Raw genomic sequence first — 13,584 nt, 5'->3', positions numbered from 1 at the left:
AATTGATCTTATGCTGGTCGTCATGGAAGACCCCCGCTGGCTCACCCCGCAGGAGCAACGCGCCTGGCGGGCCCATCTGGCCGCCCATCGCCTGCTCTTCCTCCAGCTCGACCGGGAGCTGCAGGGCACCGGGCTGTCGCTGAACGACTACGAGATCCTCGTGAACCTCTCCGAGAGTCCCGACCGCCGCATGCGGATGAGCGAGCTGGCCGACGCCACGATCCAGTCGCGCAGCCGGCTGTCCCACCAGATCTCCCGTATGGAGGCGGCCGGCCTGGTGACCCGGCAGGACTGCGAGGACGACCGGCGCGGCACTTTCGCCGTGCTGACCGACCACGGCTGGGAGACGATCCAGCGGGTGGCGCCGGACCACGTGGCGAGCGTCCGCCGGCACTTCATCGACCTGATGACCCCCGAGCAGGTGTCCGCCCTGGAGCGGATCTACGCACCGGTCGTCGACCACCTCCAGGCGGTCCGCGGCGCCCGGTGAGGAGGCTGCGGGACGGCGCGGGATGAGCACCGGTCCCGACTTCCCCCGCCGGGCCGCGCCAAACCGATTCCCTTGGGAGCGCGTGCCGCCCCCGCCCGCTCGCTACGATCCGGCTGTGCGAACAATCCTCGGGCTCGTCGTGGCCGGCCTGCTGCTCGTGACCGCCTGCAGCGCGAAGAGCGAGACGGCCCTGCCGGACGGTCCCGCGTTGCTGAAGCGCTCGGCCGAGGCCATGCGGACGGTCAAGACGGTCGCCTTCACGATCGAGACCAAGGACAAGCCCGCCGTACCGGTCCGGCACGCCGAGGGCAGCCTGACCCGGGAGGGCGACGCCAAGGGCACCCTGCAGATCGAGATCGTGGGACTGCAGGAGATCGAGTTCGTGCTCGTCGGCGACAAGGTCTACTTCAAGGGGCCCACCGGCGGCTTCCAGACGATGACCCGGCAGCAGCTCGTGGCCCTCTACGACCCGTCCGCCGTGCTGACCGGCGTACCCGACCTGCTGTCCACCGCGAAGGACGTGCAGCCGCAGGCGGAGGAGAAGGTCGGCGACTCCGCCGCCTACCGGGTGACCGCCGCGCTGTCGCAGCAGGTGCTGGCCAAGCTGGTCCCCGGCGTCCAGCAGGGGGTCACCGGCACGCTCTGGATCGACAAGGCCACCAGCCGCCTGCTCAAGCTCGACCTGCCGCTCACCGGCGGCTCCGTGGCCGTGACCCTGGGGGACTACGACGCCCCCGTGACCGTCGCCCCGCCCGCGTCGTGACCGACGCCACCGACGCGACCGGCGCGGCCGGGCAGACGCGGGCGACCGGGACGGCCGGGCCGCCCTTCACGCGGCACCGGCGGCTCGCGCTGGGCGTCGGCGGGGCCGCCGTGCTGCTCGCCGCGCTCGACGCGTACGTCGTCGTCACCGTGCTCGTGGACGTCGCCGCCGACGTCGGCGTTCCGCTGAACCGCCTGGAGCGGGCGACCCCGGTCGTGACCGGGTTCCTGCTCGGCTACGTGGCGGCGATGCCGCTGCTCGGCCGCCTGTCCGACCGGTACGGCAGGCGGGTGCTGATCCACGCGTGCCTCGCCGGGTTCGCCGCCGGTTCCCTCGTCACCGCCCTGGCGGCGAGCGTCCCGGCACTGGTCGCGGGCCGTACGCTCCAGGGCGTGGCAGGCGGCGCGCTGCTGCCGATCACCATGGCCCTCATCGGCGACCTGTGGGACGAGCGCGCCCGGCCGGTGGCGCTCGGGGCGGTCGGCGCGGCGCAGGAGCTCGGCAGCGTGCTCGGCCCGCTGTACGGCGCGGGCCTGGCCGCGCTCTTCGGATGGCGCGGCATCTTCTGGGTCAACCTCCCGCTCGCGCTGCTGGCCGCCGTCGCCGTGCAGGCGGCCGTCCCCGGCGGGCGCGAGCCGTACGGCCGGCGCTCCGGCGAGGTGAGCACGGGAAAGGTGGACGCGGGCGGCGGCGTCCTGCTCGCGCTGGCGCTCGGCCTGCTGGTCGCCGGGCTCTACAACCCCTCCCCGGACACCGCGGTGCTGCCCCCGTGGGGACTGCCGTGCGTGGCCGCCGGGGTGGTCGCCGCCGTGCTGTTCGTGCTGTGGGAGATCCGCTCGCCGGTCCGCCTGCTCGACCTGACGGGCGTGCCCAGGACACCGCTGCTCGCCACGCTGGCGGTGAGCCTGCTGGCCGGGGCGGCGCTGCTGGTCACGCTGGTCGACGTGCAACTCGCCGCGCAGACGCTGCTCGGCAAGGACGCGGTGGGCGGCGCCCTGGTGCTCAGCCGGTTCCTCGCCGCGCTGGCGGTCGCGGCGTTCCTCGGCGGGATCCTGGTCCGGCGGTTCGGCGAACGCCCGGTGGCGTTGACGGGGATGGCGGTGGCCGCAACGGGCTATTGGATGATCTCCCAGTGGCCGCTCGACCTGGCCTCGGCCGGAGTCCGGATGGACGTCGACCTCGTGGTGGCCGGCCTCGGCCTCGGGGTGGTGATCGCCCCGGTCTCCTCGGCGGTGCTGCGCCTGGTCCCGGCGGCGCAGCACGGCGTGGCGTCGGCGGCGGTCGTGGTCGCCAGGATGATGGGCATGCTGCTGGGCGTGGCCGCGCTGTCGGCCTGGGGCTTCCACCGGTTCCAGTCGCTCACCGCGCGCCTGGACACGCCGCTGCCGTTCGGGGTGGACGCGGCCGAGTACGCCCGCAGGCTCGCGGACTACACGGCGAAGGTCCAGGCGGCGCTGCACACGGAGTACACCGAGATCTTCCTGATCACGTGCGGGCTGTGCGTGCTCGGCGCGGCGGCCTGTCTCGCCCTGCCCCGCCGCCGCGCCTGACCCTGCGCCCCTGCCGGGTCAGGCGCCGAACCATCCGGGCACGTCGAGGCGGAAGACCTCCTGCGGCGTCACCTTCCGCAGGTCGGCCTCCAGTTCCCTGAGCCGCTCGGCGCCGATGACGGCGGCCCAGCGCGCCCGCAGCTCGTCGAAGATCCGGGCCGAGCGCACCAGCATGTCCACGCCCGACGGCGTGAGCCGTACGATCTTGCGGCGCGTGTCCCGGGGGTCGCGGGCGCGCTCCACGTAGCCGAGGCGCTCGAGCGTCTCGATCGTCTTGCCCGCCGCCTGCTTGCTGACGCCCAGCGTGCGGCCCAGTTCCACCGCGGTCGTGCCCTCCGTGCCGATCGCCTGCATGACGAACCCGTGCATGGGCCGGGCGTGCGGATGCCCCTCACGGGCGAGTGCGGCGTGCAGTTCGTCGATGAGGACGCGAAACCCCAGGAAGAGCCGCAGGGGCAGCTCGAAGCCGGGCGGGTCGATTGACACGGATAGACAACCTGGTTCACTATTAACGACAACGACGTTGTCTATCTTAGGAGACGCCGGCGATGCCTGTCATCCGTCATGCCCAATGCCGCAGATCCGAGACCCCCGCCGGGGTCATGACGACCTTCGCCTCGCCCACCCTGGGCGGCGCCACGCGGGCCGTGTGGCGCGTCGAGGCGACCCCCGGGACGAGCGGGCCGCTGCACGACTTCGACGTCGAGCAGGTGTGGACGTTCCTCGGCGGCACCGCCACCGTCGAACTCGGCGGGGAGACGTTCACGGTCGCGCCCGGCGACACCGTGGTCATGCCCCCCTCGGCTCCGCGCCGCGTCACGGCGGGCGCCGGTGAGGGCTTCACCGCCGTCGTCACCGCCCCCGCCGGGGCCAGGGCCGTCCTGCCCGACGGCACGGTGCACGGCGTGCCGCCCTGGATCGCCTGACCTCGTCACCCCATCGCTCGAAGGAGTCACACATGCCTGTCATCCGTTCCGCCGACAGCCGCAGGAGCACCACTCCCAATGGCGTCATGACCACCCTCGCCTCACCCACGCAGGGAGGCGCCGCCCAGGCCGTGTGGCGCGTGGACATGCCGGCCGGCCACAGCGGTCCCCACCATGCCAGCGACGGCGAGCAGGTGTGGACCTTCCTCACCGGCGGCGCGACCGTCGAACTCGACGGCGAGACCGCCGGCGTCGAGGCCGGGGACACCGTCGTCATGCCCGCCGACATGGGCCGCCGGGTGCACGCCTGCCCGGAGTCGGGCTTCAGCGCGATCGTGGTCGCTCCAGCCGGTTGCGAGGTCTACAACCCCGGCGGCGTGACCGCCGCGGACGCCTGCGACCTCGCGCCCAAGGGGACCGACCGGCTCGTCCCGCCCTGGGTCCGCTGACCGGGAACCTTCGGACGGTCCGCGGCGGCAGTCGAAGGCATGAAGCGACCTCCGGCGGGTCGTCGAGGGGTCGCGTTCACCGACGATGACGCGTACCGGCGGCGAGAGCGAATCGAGTCGGTCGGTCACCCCGATGCGGGGAACCGCCGGGCGGCGGCTCGCGTGTCCGCCCGGCTTCCGCGGGTGTCGACGATCGAGGGCGTTCCTCGAAGCGAAGGCGCCGGGGAACGGCCGCGCCGGCAGTATCGGCCGAGATACCGGCCGCTCATCACTCTTGCTGACCGGCACGGCGTCCTCGGCCGGCATCGGCCGACCCCGCCCGGCGAGTGCCGGAGGGTACGGCGCCGCGCCGCGGAGCTTCGCCTGCGGCTTCCTCGTCGCCGCCCCGTAGGGCTTGCTGTCGACTGCCTTCCCGCCTGGCGCGCGCGGAGACGGTTCGCTGCTCCTCGACAGGGACTCTGGTCACGGTGAGGTGCACGCTGCCTTGGTTGTTGCCGTAGAAACCCCAGGCGTCGTTGGCGAAGGCGTACAGATACCCGCTCCTGGCGACACGGCGGCTTGCGCCGGCCCCGACGGCGATCCGCTCGTGGGCCTTGTACTCGCCGTCGACCGGTATCGCATCGTTGGCGACGACGCCGACCAGCGACATCCACGGCAGGTCCTCCTCCCGGCGGGCACCGATGAAATCCGCCACCCTGTTCCGGGTCACGAGCCGGAACAGCTTCTCGCCCTGACCCAGCAGCGTGCCCACGAGTCGGAGCTTCTCGACCAGAGGATTGAAGCGGCCCAGACCTGTGGTGCCGGCGGGCCCGGACAAGATGCCGGCGTCGCGCCACTGGCCCTCGGCGGTGAAGCGATACTCGCCGGCCTCGAGGTAGAGCCCGGTTTCGTTCCACGGCTCGTGGGCGAACACCTCGACCGTCCTGCTCTGTCCCGGAGCAAGCACCTGGGTCGGCCGGTAGGGCCCGCTTGTGATGGGCGGGTTCTGGTACCGGTCGTACACCGACTGGTGGATCAGGGGAGTCATCGCGTCCGGGTCGATTCTCGGAACGGCACGCGGTCGCGGCTGCAGGAAGATCTCGCGCACCGGCTCGAACTGCGGCTCGAGCAAGGGCTCCAGCACGCCGAACGCACCATGGTCGTCATCATGCAGAACGTCGAGCGGGTTGGGCTTGATCTGGTCTTCCACCGTCGACTTGTAGAAACCCATACCGACCGCCTCGCGCGCTTCGTCGATCATCCACCGCAGCGCGCAGTCGCTCAACCCCCTCTGAAGATGACCGCCCCCGACGTCCACGTGGCTACCGGCGAACCACACCTGCTTGACGACCTGCTCGGGCCCGTACGGCTCCGACCACAGAGCGGGCGTATAGGGACTGCGGCGCTCGTCCAAGGCCACGGCGTGGCGACCGTGCTTGATGTAGGGGTTGAGCCGCATGTCGTGGAAGTCGTACCGGTGCAACGGGTCCAGAAGACTGAGCCAGCCCATGTAGGCCGGAATGCCCAGCGCGCCGACGGTCTCCCACACCCCGATGAAGTGAATGGGGATCTGCTTGAAATCGTCCGGGTCCCAGCGGAAGGTGAGTTCGTTCCGCCATTCACGACCTTGAGGGTCGCGCCTTCTCTGCCGGTACCCACGGTTATATATGTCCTTGATCTGCGACCAGAGCTTCGCCTGATCCGTCTTGGTGGTGTCGATCAGCCCGCACGCCGAAATCATTCCGGCGAGGCTTCGTGCCGTGTAGGCACCGCGGCTGAACCCGAACAGAGAGATGCGATCCCCCGGGGAATATCGCGTGGTCAGCCAGAGATAGGCATCCATCACGTTGTCGGACAGCCCGAGCCCGACAGCTCCACCCAGCAGCCTGTTGCGCAGAGTCCCCACACCGGGCTGGTAGTACGCCAGCTGGCGGTCGCCGTCCAGGTCCTTCTCGTTAAGGGCGTTATACAGCCGGCGAACATTGGTGATCGACTCCATCTCCGGAGTGTTCCAGGTACCGTCGCAGCACACGATGAAATGGGTCATGATCCCCCCGCGATCACAAGAGCCTCATCGAGGCCGTCTCGCACCATTCCCGTGCGGAGTTCCGTAGAAGCCCGCCGGCAATTCAAGATTGGGATTCAAGATCCAGGGTCACGGATCCTCCGGGCGTAGGCCGCCTACTCGAGCGGAGAAGGGATGGCGTGATGGCGCCTGTCCCGCACAGGAACCTTGTCGCCAGGAGACCTCAGGGGTGGTAGGTGGCCAGGAGGGTGTCGATGTAGGCCTCGTATGCGGTGGCGAGAGCGGAGTCGGTGAGGATGAGGGTGTTCTCGGCGTTCGCCTCGGCGTGTTCGGAGAAGTTATAGGAACCGGTCACCACGGTGTGCCCGTCGATGACCAGGACCTTGTTGTGCATGAAGTCCTGTTCCTTGCCAGGGGTGTAGGGGTGGCTGGGTGCGGCGGCGAAACGGGGGTCGTCGGTGAACCAGAACAAGGCGGCGTCTTGGTGGCTGCCGTGGCGCGCGTCGGCCATCCCGCCCGGGTCGTACACGCCGGCCAGGTCCGCCCCGGCGGCGTTGAGCGCGGCCAGGGCTTGCAGAATGCCAGGGTCGGAGACGGGCCTGAAGCCCGCACCGCCGGATTGGAAGAACACCGACAGCCCGCCGGTGGTGTAGGTCGTGGACTGGTGTGGATCGTTCATCGTGGCCTCCCCGCAGACGGCTCTCGGAGCCTTCCCGCTCGCACATGCCGCTCAGTAAAGCCGGTGTCGTCCTGCACGCACCGTAGGCAACGCGCACTGACCGCAACGTCTTTTGCTGCGATAGGCGGCCGGCGGGGTCCTGCCGGGCTCGCCTCGGCGCGGGTGCGCCGGCAGGCCGGGACGAGTCCGGCGGGCTTGCCTGGCGGTGAAATTCCCGGCGAAAACTTCCCGGCGGACAGGGACGGGTGTCCCGGGCACCCGGGACACCGGACGGTCCACCATTGCGGCGTACCGTTCCGGCTCTCGCCGCTGCCCCGCAGAACCCCCGGGGCTCGTCCCTTCCCGACTGAGGAGGCCCCATATGCGCAAGGTGTTCTTCGGGTTCGCCGTTCTGCAGCTCGTCGCCGTGCTCGCCCAGTTCTACCTCGCCACGTTCGGCGCGTTCGAGACCCCGCACCCGGCGCCGGGCGACCCGAACGCCGCCATCAACTACCACGCCATGAACGGCACGATGGTGATCCCGCTCGTCTCGCTGCTGACCACGGTCGTGGCCCTGATCGCCCGCGCGGGCGGCAAGGTGGCGGGCCTGTCGATCCTGCCGTTCGTGCTGGTCGCGGTGCAGCTGTTCGTCATCTTCCCGCTGGCGGAGATCGCCGGCGCGACGGAGACCGCGACGACCACGGCCAGCCTGGTCGTCATGGGCTTCCACGCCCTCGACGGAGTGGCGATCCTCGCCGTGGCCGTCGTCGTCGTGCGCCGGGCCCGTGCCCTGGTCAAGGGCGCGCCGGGCGCGGCCCCCGCCGGGGCGCGCGTCGCGGCGTGAGCACCGCACGGCTGATCGCTCTCGATCAGATCCTGTTCGTCCTGGTCGCGGCCGCCTGGGCCGCGACCGCCGGGGTCGCCTGGGCCGGTCTGCGGCAGCCCGCCGCGGCCGGGCGGAGGACCCGCCTGATCGCCGCGGCGCTGTGCGCCGCGGCGATCGTCGTGACCGCGCTCAGGGTCGCCGTCACGCTCGGCCTCGCCCGCGCGGGCTGGTGGTTCGTGGCGGAGAAGGTCACGTTGGCCCTGCCCCTGGTCGTCGCCCCCGCGCTCGCCTCGGCCGCCGTCAGCCTGCCCCGGCTGCTGCGCGTGCCGTCCGTGAGCGGCGCGCCCGCCCCTTCTCCCCGGCTCGTCGCGTTCCCCCTGATGACCACCGCGTACGGCGCGGTGGCCGGGATCGCCTGCGGGGTCGTGATCTCCTATCCGGTCACGGCCGGTGGGGCGGCGGCGGTGCTCGCGCTGTTCGCCGCGGCGTGCGTCGTGTCGTGGCGGCTGCTCGGCCCGATGCGCAGGCCGGGCGACCGCTGGCAGGCCGCCGGGACCGGCGTGCTCGCCCTCGCCGTCGCCCTGACCGTGGGCGGCGGCTGGTCGGGTGGTCACCCGCACTCCGATGACCACGCGAGCGCCCAGGGCATATCCGTCGACCTGCTGCGCGGCCCCGCCGCGTCGGCCGCGGGCGGACCGGCCGGGGCGAGGCCCCGGGTCCGCCGGTTCACGCTCACCGCGCAGCCCGCCACCGTACGGCTGGCGTCCGGCCCGATCGACGCGTGGTCGTTCAACGGCCAGGTGCCCGGGCCGGTGCTGCGGGTGCGGCAGGGTGACCTGGTGGAGGTCGTTCTGCGCAACCGCCTGCCCGGGCAGGCGGTCACCGTCCATTGGCACGGATACGACGTGCCGTCCGGCGAGGACGGGGTGCCGGGCGTCACCCAGAACGCGGTGGCGCCCGGGAAGACGCACGTCTACCGGTTCCGGGCCGAGGACGCCGGCACGTACTGGTACCACAGCCACCAGAACTCCAGCGTCGCCGTGCCGCGCGGGCTGTTCGGCCTGCTGGTCGTCGATCCGGCCGCCCCCCTCCCGGAGAGCGAGGACCACATCCTCGCGCTGCACACGTTCGGCACCCGGCCCACGCTGTCGGTGGACGGCGCGGCGCCGTCGGACGGGCTCACCCGCCTCACGCTGCCGCCCGGCGCCCGGGCGCGGCTGCGCGTGGTGAACACCGACACCCGGCCCGTGGTCCTCGGGCTGGGCGGCGCGCCGTACCGGATCGCGGCCGTGGACGGCGGCGACGTGCCGGGGGCGACCGACCTGGACGGCGCCCGCCTTCACCTCGCCGCGGGGGGCCGCTACGACCTGACCTTCACCGTGCCCTCCGGCCCGGTGCTGCTGACGGCGGGAGACCGCCCCGCGCTGCTCGTCAACGGGCCGGACCTGCCCCGTGCGGCGGCCGGGCCGATCGTGGACATCACCCGGTATGGCACGCGCACCGCACCGCCGGCCCGGTTCGACCAGGAGGTCACCTGGGTGCTGGACAAGACCCTCGCCATGGCCGACGGCCTGCCGAGGCTCGCCCAGACGGTGAACGGCAAGGCCTGGCCGAACATCCCCACCCCCGTCGTACGGCAGGGCCAGACCGTCAGGATCACGGTGGTGAACCGGGGCACGGACACCCACCCGATGCACCCGCACGGCCACCACGTGCGGATCCTGTCCCGCAACGGCGTGCCCGCGACCGGGCTGGCGATGGACACCTTCGACGTCGCCCCCGGCGAGGTCTGGGAGGTCGCCCTGGTGGCGGACAACCCCGGCATGTGGATGTCCCACTGCCACGACCTGGCGCACGCCGCGCAGGGAATGGAGTTCCACCTCGCCTACGAGGGAGTCACCACGCCGTACGTCATGGGCGGTGGCAACCATCCGGCCTAGAGTCCGGGGTCAGGAGCGGAGGTAGGCCAGCACCGCGAGGACGCGGCGGTGCTGGTCGCCGTCCTCGGCGTGCAGGCCGAGCTTGGTGAAGATGCCGCGGATGTGCTTTTCCACCGCGCCCTCGGTGACGACGAGGCGGCGGGCGATCGCGGGGTTCGACCTGCCCTCGGCCATCAGCGAGAGCACTTCGCGCTCGCGCGGCGTCAGCGAGGCCAGCGGGTCGTCGCGGCGCCGCCGCACCATGAGCTGGGCGACGACCTGGGGGTCGAAGACCGTACCCCCGGCGGCGACCCGCCGCAGGCCGTCCATGAACTCCTCGACGTCGACCACGCGGTCCTTCAGCAGGTAGCCGACCGCCCCGCGGGCGTCGGCCAGCAGGTCGTCGGCGTACGACACCTCGACGTACTGCGACAGGATCAGCACGGGCGCGCCCGGCACCTTCTCCCGCGCCTCGACGGCGGCGCGCAGGCCCTCGTCGGTGAACGTCGGCGGCATCCGCACGTCGACCACCGACACGTCGGGCCGGTGGGCGACGACGGCCTCGACCAGGTCCTCCCCCGTGCCCACGGTCTCGACGACCTCGCAGCCGAACTCCTCCAGCAGGCGGACGAGCCCCTCCCGGATGAGGACGGCGTCGTCGGCCACCACTACGCGCACGGAACCTCCGCCGTGATCAGTGTCGGCCCGCCCGCCGGCGACCGCACCGACAGCTCGCCGTCGACGGCCCGCAGCCGGTCGGCCAGGCCGGACAGGCCGTGTCCCTTGGCGACGTGTGCGCCGCCGACCCCATCATCCCCGATCGTGAGGATGAGCGTGTCGCCGATCCTGGTCAGCCCGACCGAACAGGACGTCGCCCTGCTGTGCTTGGCCACGTTGGTGAGCGCCTCGGCCGTCACGAAGTAGATCGTGTTCTCGATGAGCGCGGGATACCGCTCGGCCGTCTGGACGTCCAGCTCCACGGGCACCGTGCAGCGGCCGGCCAGGGCGGCGAGCGCCGGCGCGAGGCCGCGGTCGGCGAGGATCGGCGGGGCGATGCCGCGCGACAGCGCCCGCAGCTCGTCCAGGGTCTCCCGGGTGGCGCTGATGGCCTTGCCGATCGTCTCGTGTGCGGCCGTGGCGTCCTTCTGCAGTTCCCGCTGGGCCCGCGACAGCTCCATCGCCAGGTGGACCAGGCGCTGCTGGGGTCCGTCGTGGATGTCGCGCTCCAGCCGGCGCAGGGCGTTCGCCTCCGCGTGGGCGGCGGCGTGGCGGCCCTCGGTGAGGTCGTCGATGCGCTCCTGCAACTCGGCGACGCCGGTCAGCAGCGCCCGGCCCAGCGACGCCTTGATCAGCGCGCAGGAGCGGACGACCGGGTAGAGCGTGAGCGCGAAGACCACGCCCAGGGCCAGGTAGAAGACGCTGTCCACGACATATCCGCTGCCGAGCCCGAGCAGCTCGGGAAGCTGCTCGTTGCCGGGGATGCTCGACGTGATCCACCCGTAGAGGGGGTAGGTCAGCCCGGTGATCGCGACGGCCCACCAGCTGACGGTCACGCAGAACGCCACGAGCGCGACCGGGAAGGCCAGCAGCGCGTGCAGCGCGTCGAGCCAGGGCTGTCCACCGGCGAGCGGCGTGACGGTCCTGCGGAACACGCCCGCGCCGGGCGGCGACGTGGGATACCGGGGCCGGGGCACGTCCCTGCCCAGCACTGCGCGCATGCGGAGCCGTTCGACGTCGCCCATCCCCCGGGCCATGAGGAGGGTGAGAGCGAGGACGGGCACGCCCAGCCAGACCACCAGCAGGCCGGTGCCGGCCGACAGGCCGGTCACCGTGAGGCAGAAAGTGATCGTCGCGAGGGGGAACCCGACGAGGATATAAACCGTGTCGCCGCCGAGGCGGGAGAGAAGTCGGCGCATGTCCCCAACGCTATTGACCCGCCCGCCGCGAATCGATCCGGCGGGCGGCAGTCCCGCGGGTAGGGCATTCCCTACCCCCGAGCCCCGGCGGCCTCGATCAGGATCTTCAGCGGGTCCTCCGGGGCGTCGCACATACATGAGAAGACCCACTGGCTGGCCGAGGCCGCCACGGCGGCCGGGGGACGATCCCCACGACCAGCTCGCCGCGGTGTTCGACGCGCTGCGAGAGTGGTACGAGGACCCGGCCTTCCGCGGCTGCGCGATGCTGAACGCGCCGGGTCGCCGCACACCACGGCACGGCCGGTACTGGGCGAGCAGGCCCGCCAAGCGGCGCTCGCCCTGCTGTCGGCCGCGTCCCGGAGCGGCGGCGACTGAAATCCGGCCGGCGGCCCGGGATGCCCTCTCCCCGCTACTGGGGTTGGGACGTCACCGCGCCGGCCGGAAGCTCCGGTCCTCGCTCCCGCCCGCTCCGCTCCTCACATCTCGAGGGGTTACTTCTTCTTGCGCTTCTCGCGGATCTTCATCGTGACCTCGACCGGAGAGCCGGCGAAGCCGAACTCCTCGCGGATGCGGCGCTCGATGAACCGGCGGTAGGTCTCCTCCAGGAACGCCGAGGTGAACAGCACGAACTTCGGCGGCTCGGTGGACGCCTGGGTGGCGAACAGGATCTTGGGCTGCCGGCCTCCGCGCACCGGCGGCGGGGTGGCCTGCACGAGCTCGGTGAAGAACTGGTTGAGCCGGGCCGTCGGCACCCGCGTACCCCACGACTCCAGGGCCCGTTCGATGGCCGGTGCCAGCTTCTCGACGTGGCGGCCGGTCTTCGCCGAGATGTTCACCCGCAGCGCCCAGGGCGTGCGGACGAGCTGCCGGTCGATCTCCTTCTCCAGGTAGTATCGCCGGTCCTCGTCGACCAGGTCCCACTTGTTGAACGCGACCACCATCGCCCGGCCCGACTCGATGACCAGGCCGATGATCCGCAGGTCCTGCTCGGTCAGCACCTCGGAGGCGTCGATCAGCACGACCGCCACCTCCGCCCGCTCCAGCGCGGCGCGCGTGCGCATCGCCGCGTAGAAGTCCGCGCCCTTCAGCTCGCGGTCACGCCGCCGGATGCCGGCCGTGTCGATGAACCGGTACGTCGTGCCACCCAGCTCGACCAGCTCGTCCACCGGGTCGCGGGTCGTGCCGGCCATCGGGTCGACGAGCACCCGCTCCTCCCCGGCCAGCTTGTTGAGCAGCGACGACTTGCCCACGTTGGGCTTGCCCAGCAGCGCGATCCTGCGCGGGCCCCGCCGCTCGCCGAACGTCTGCGGCGGCGTCTCGGGCAGCGCGTCGAGCACCACGTCGAGCAGGTCGCCGCTGGCGCGGCCGTGCAGGGCGGAGACGGGGTGCGGCTCGCCGAGGCCGAGCGACCACAGCCCGGTCGCCTCCAGCTCCATCTGCTGGTTGTCGACCTTGTTGGCGGCCAGCACGACCGGCTTGCCCGAGCGGCGCAGAACCGCGCCGACGGCCTCGTCGGAGTCGGTGACCCCGACGCTGGCATCCACCACGAACAGGATCACGTCGGCCAGCTCGGCCGCGATCTGCGCCTGCTCGGCGATGCGCAGGGCCATGCCGCTCGCGTCGGGGTCCCACCCGCCGGTGTCGACCAGCGTGAACCGCCGGCCCCGCCAGGTCGCCTCGTAGGTGACCCGGTCGCGGGTCACGCCGGGCACGTCCTCCACGACCGCCTCACGACGGCCGATGACGCGGTTGACCAGTGTCGACTTGCCGACGTTGGGGCGCCCCACCACGGCGACGACCGGCAGCGGGCCCGCGTCGGGCTCCCGCTCCGCCTCCTCGGCGGAAAGCTCGGCGAGCTCGGCCTCGATCCAGCCGCCCTCGTCCTCGTCGTACTCCCCCGTCACGTCCATACCCTGCCTCATCGGCTGCTCTTCCGTTCTCCCCGGCCTCCCGCGAGGCCTCCCGGCGGACCGCTTCCGGGGCCGGGCTCGTTCGTACGTCGCACCGCGTGGCGCACCCCCCTTCTCGGCAGACACGGCGCGGCGGACGCGGCGCGGGAGGCGGTCAGGCGGGGCGTGCGGG

Annotated in this window: 13 protein-coding genes; 7 read left to right on the top strand and 6 right to left on the bottom strand. The window is 72.1% G+C overall.

Features of this window, described 5'->3' with window-relative positions:
• Positions 1-22: 22 nt before the first annotated feature.
• From ABZ857_RS27375 to ABZ857_RS27365, 3 genes are all read left to right on the top strand, one after another.
• Positions 23-490 carry a MarR family transcriptional regulator gene (locus ABZ857_RS27375; protein ID WP_357047749.1) on the top strand — a complete coding sequence of 156 codons (468 nt, stop codon included), beginning with the start codon at positions 23-25 and terminating at the stop codon, positions 488-490.
• 115 nt (positions 491-605) lie between these two features.
• Complete coding sequence (locus ABZ857_RS27370) at positions 606-1,253, top strand: LppX_LprAFG lipoprotein (protein WP_357047747.1); 648 nt, start codon at positions 606-608, stop codon at positions 1,251-1,253.
• Positions 1,250-2,803 (top strand): MFS transporter, encoded by a 1,554-nt coding sequence (locus ABZ857_RS27365; RefSeq protein WP_357047744.1) that lies wholly within the window; start codon positions 1,250-1,252, stop codon positions 2,801-2,803. Before ABZ857_RS27370 ends, ABZ857_RS27365 begins: the two co-directional genes overlap by 4 nt.
• Before the next feature lie 18 nt (positions 2,804-2,821).
• Here ABZ857_RS27365 and ABZ857_RS27360 read toward each other — a convergent pair whose 3' ends face one another.
• Positions 2,822-3,289, bottom strand: coding sequence for a MarR family winged helix-turn-helix transcriptional regulator (locus tag ABZ857_RS27360; RefSeq protein ID WP_357047741.1), 468 nt, complete (start codon positions 3,287-3,289; stop codon positions 2,822-2,824).
• A gap of 62 nt (positions 3,290-3,351) precedes the next feature.
• Between ABZ857_RS27360 and ABZ857_RS27355 the strand changes: the two genes are divergently transcribed.
• Entirely contained in the window at positions 3,352-3,729 is a 378-nt protein-coding gene (locus ABZ857_RS27355) for a cupin domain-containing protein (protein ID WP_357047738.1), read from the top strand.
• Positions 3,730-3,761: 32 nt separating this feature from the next.
• Entirely contained in the window at positions 3,762-4,178 is a 417-nt protein-coding gene (locus ABZ857_RS27350) for a cupin domain-containing protein (RefSeq protein ID WP_357047735.1), read from the top strand.
• 268 nt (positions 4,179-4,446) lie between these two features.
• On the opposite strand, the gene ABZ857_RS27345 is transcribed toward ABZ857_RS27350, so the two are convergent.
• Together ABZ857_RS27345 and ABZ857_RS27340 are read right to left on the bottom strand one after the other, a co-directional pair.
• On the bottom strand, positions 4,447-6,204 hold the full coding sequence (locus tag ABZ857_RS27345; protein WP_357047732.1) for a DUF2235 domain-containing protein: 1,758 nt from the start codon (positions 6,202-6,204) through the stop codon (positions 4,447-4,449).
• Between the two features lie 202 nt (positions 6,205-6,406).
• On the bottom strand, positions 6,407-6,862 hold the full coding sequence (locus tag ABZ857_RS27340) for a phospholipase D-like domain-containing protein (RefSeq protein WP_357047729.1): 456 nt from the start codon (positions 6,860-6,862) through the stop codon (positions 6,407-6,409).
• A 361-nt stretch (positions 6,863-7,223) separates the two neighbouring features.
• Between ABZ857_RS27340 and ABZ857_RS27335 the strand changes: the two genes are divergently transcribed.
• Together ABZ857_RS27335 and ABZ857_RS27330 are read left to right on the top strand one after the other, a co-directional pair.
• Positions 7,224-7,685 (top strand): DUF6220 domain-containing protein, encoded by a 462-nt coding sequence (locus tag ABZ857_RS27335; RefSeq protein ID WP_357047726.1) that lies wholly within the window; start codon positions 7,224-7,226, stop codon positions 7,683-7,685.
• Positions 7,682-9,607 carry a multicopper oxidase family protein gene (locus tag ABZ857_RS27330; RefSeq protein ID WP_357047723.1) on the top strand — a complete coding sequence of 642 codons (1,926 nt, stop codon included), beginning with the start codon at positions 7,682-7,684 and terminating at the stop codon, positions 9,605-9,607. Before ABZ857_RS27335 ends, ABZ857_RS27330 begins: the two co-directional genes overlap by 4 nt.
• A 9-nt stretch (positions 9,608-9,616) precedes the next feature.
• Here ABZ857_RS27330 and ABZ857_RS27325 read toward each other — a convergent pair whose 3' ends face one another.
• The 3 genes from ABZ857_RS27325 to der form a co-directional block, all read right to left on the bottom strand.
• Positions 9,617-10,264, bottom strand: coding sequence for a response regulator transcription factor (locus tag ABZ857_RS27325; RefSeq protein WP_357047720.1), 648 nt, complete (start codon positions 10,262-10,264; stop codon positions 9,617-9,619).
• A complete protein-coding gene (locus ABZ857_RS27320; RefSeq protein ID WP_357047717.1) occupies positions 10,255-11,502 on the bottom strand; it encodes a sensor domain-containing protein in 1,248 nt (415 codons plus the stop codon). The genes ABZ857_RS27325 and ABZ857_RS27320 overlap by 10 nt, the downstream gene beginning before the upstream one ends.
• Before the next feature lie 491 nt (positions 11,503-11,993).
• Positions 11,994-13,424 carry a ribosome biogenesis GTPase Der gene (gene der, locus ABZ857_RS27315; protein WP_357047714.1) on the bottom strand — a complete coding sequence of 477 codons (1,431 nt, stop codon included), beginning with the start codon at positions 13,422-13,424 and terminating at the stop codon, positions 11,994-11,996.
• Positions 13,425-13,584 lie beyond the last annotated feature (160 nt).

Origin of the sequence: Microbispora sp. NPDC046933 (assembly GCF_040644635.1) — a bacterium.
Taxonomy (GTDB): Bacteria; Actinomycetota; Actinomycetes; order Streptosporangiales; family Streptosporangiaceae; genus Microbispora.
The sequence above is the reverse complement of the archived record's forward strand: the minus strand, read 5'-3'. Positions and strand labels throughout refer to the sequence as shown.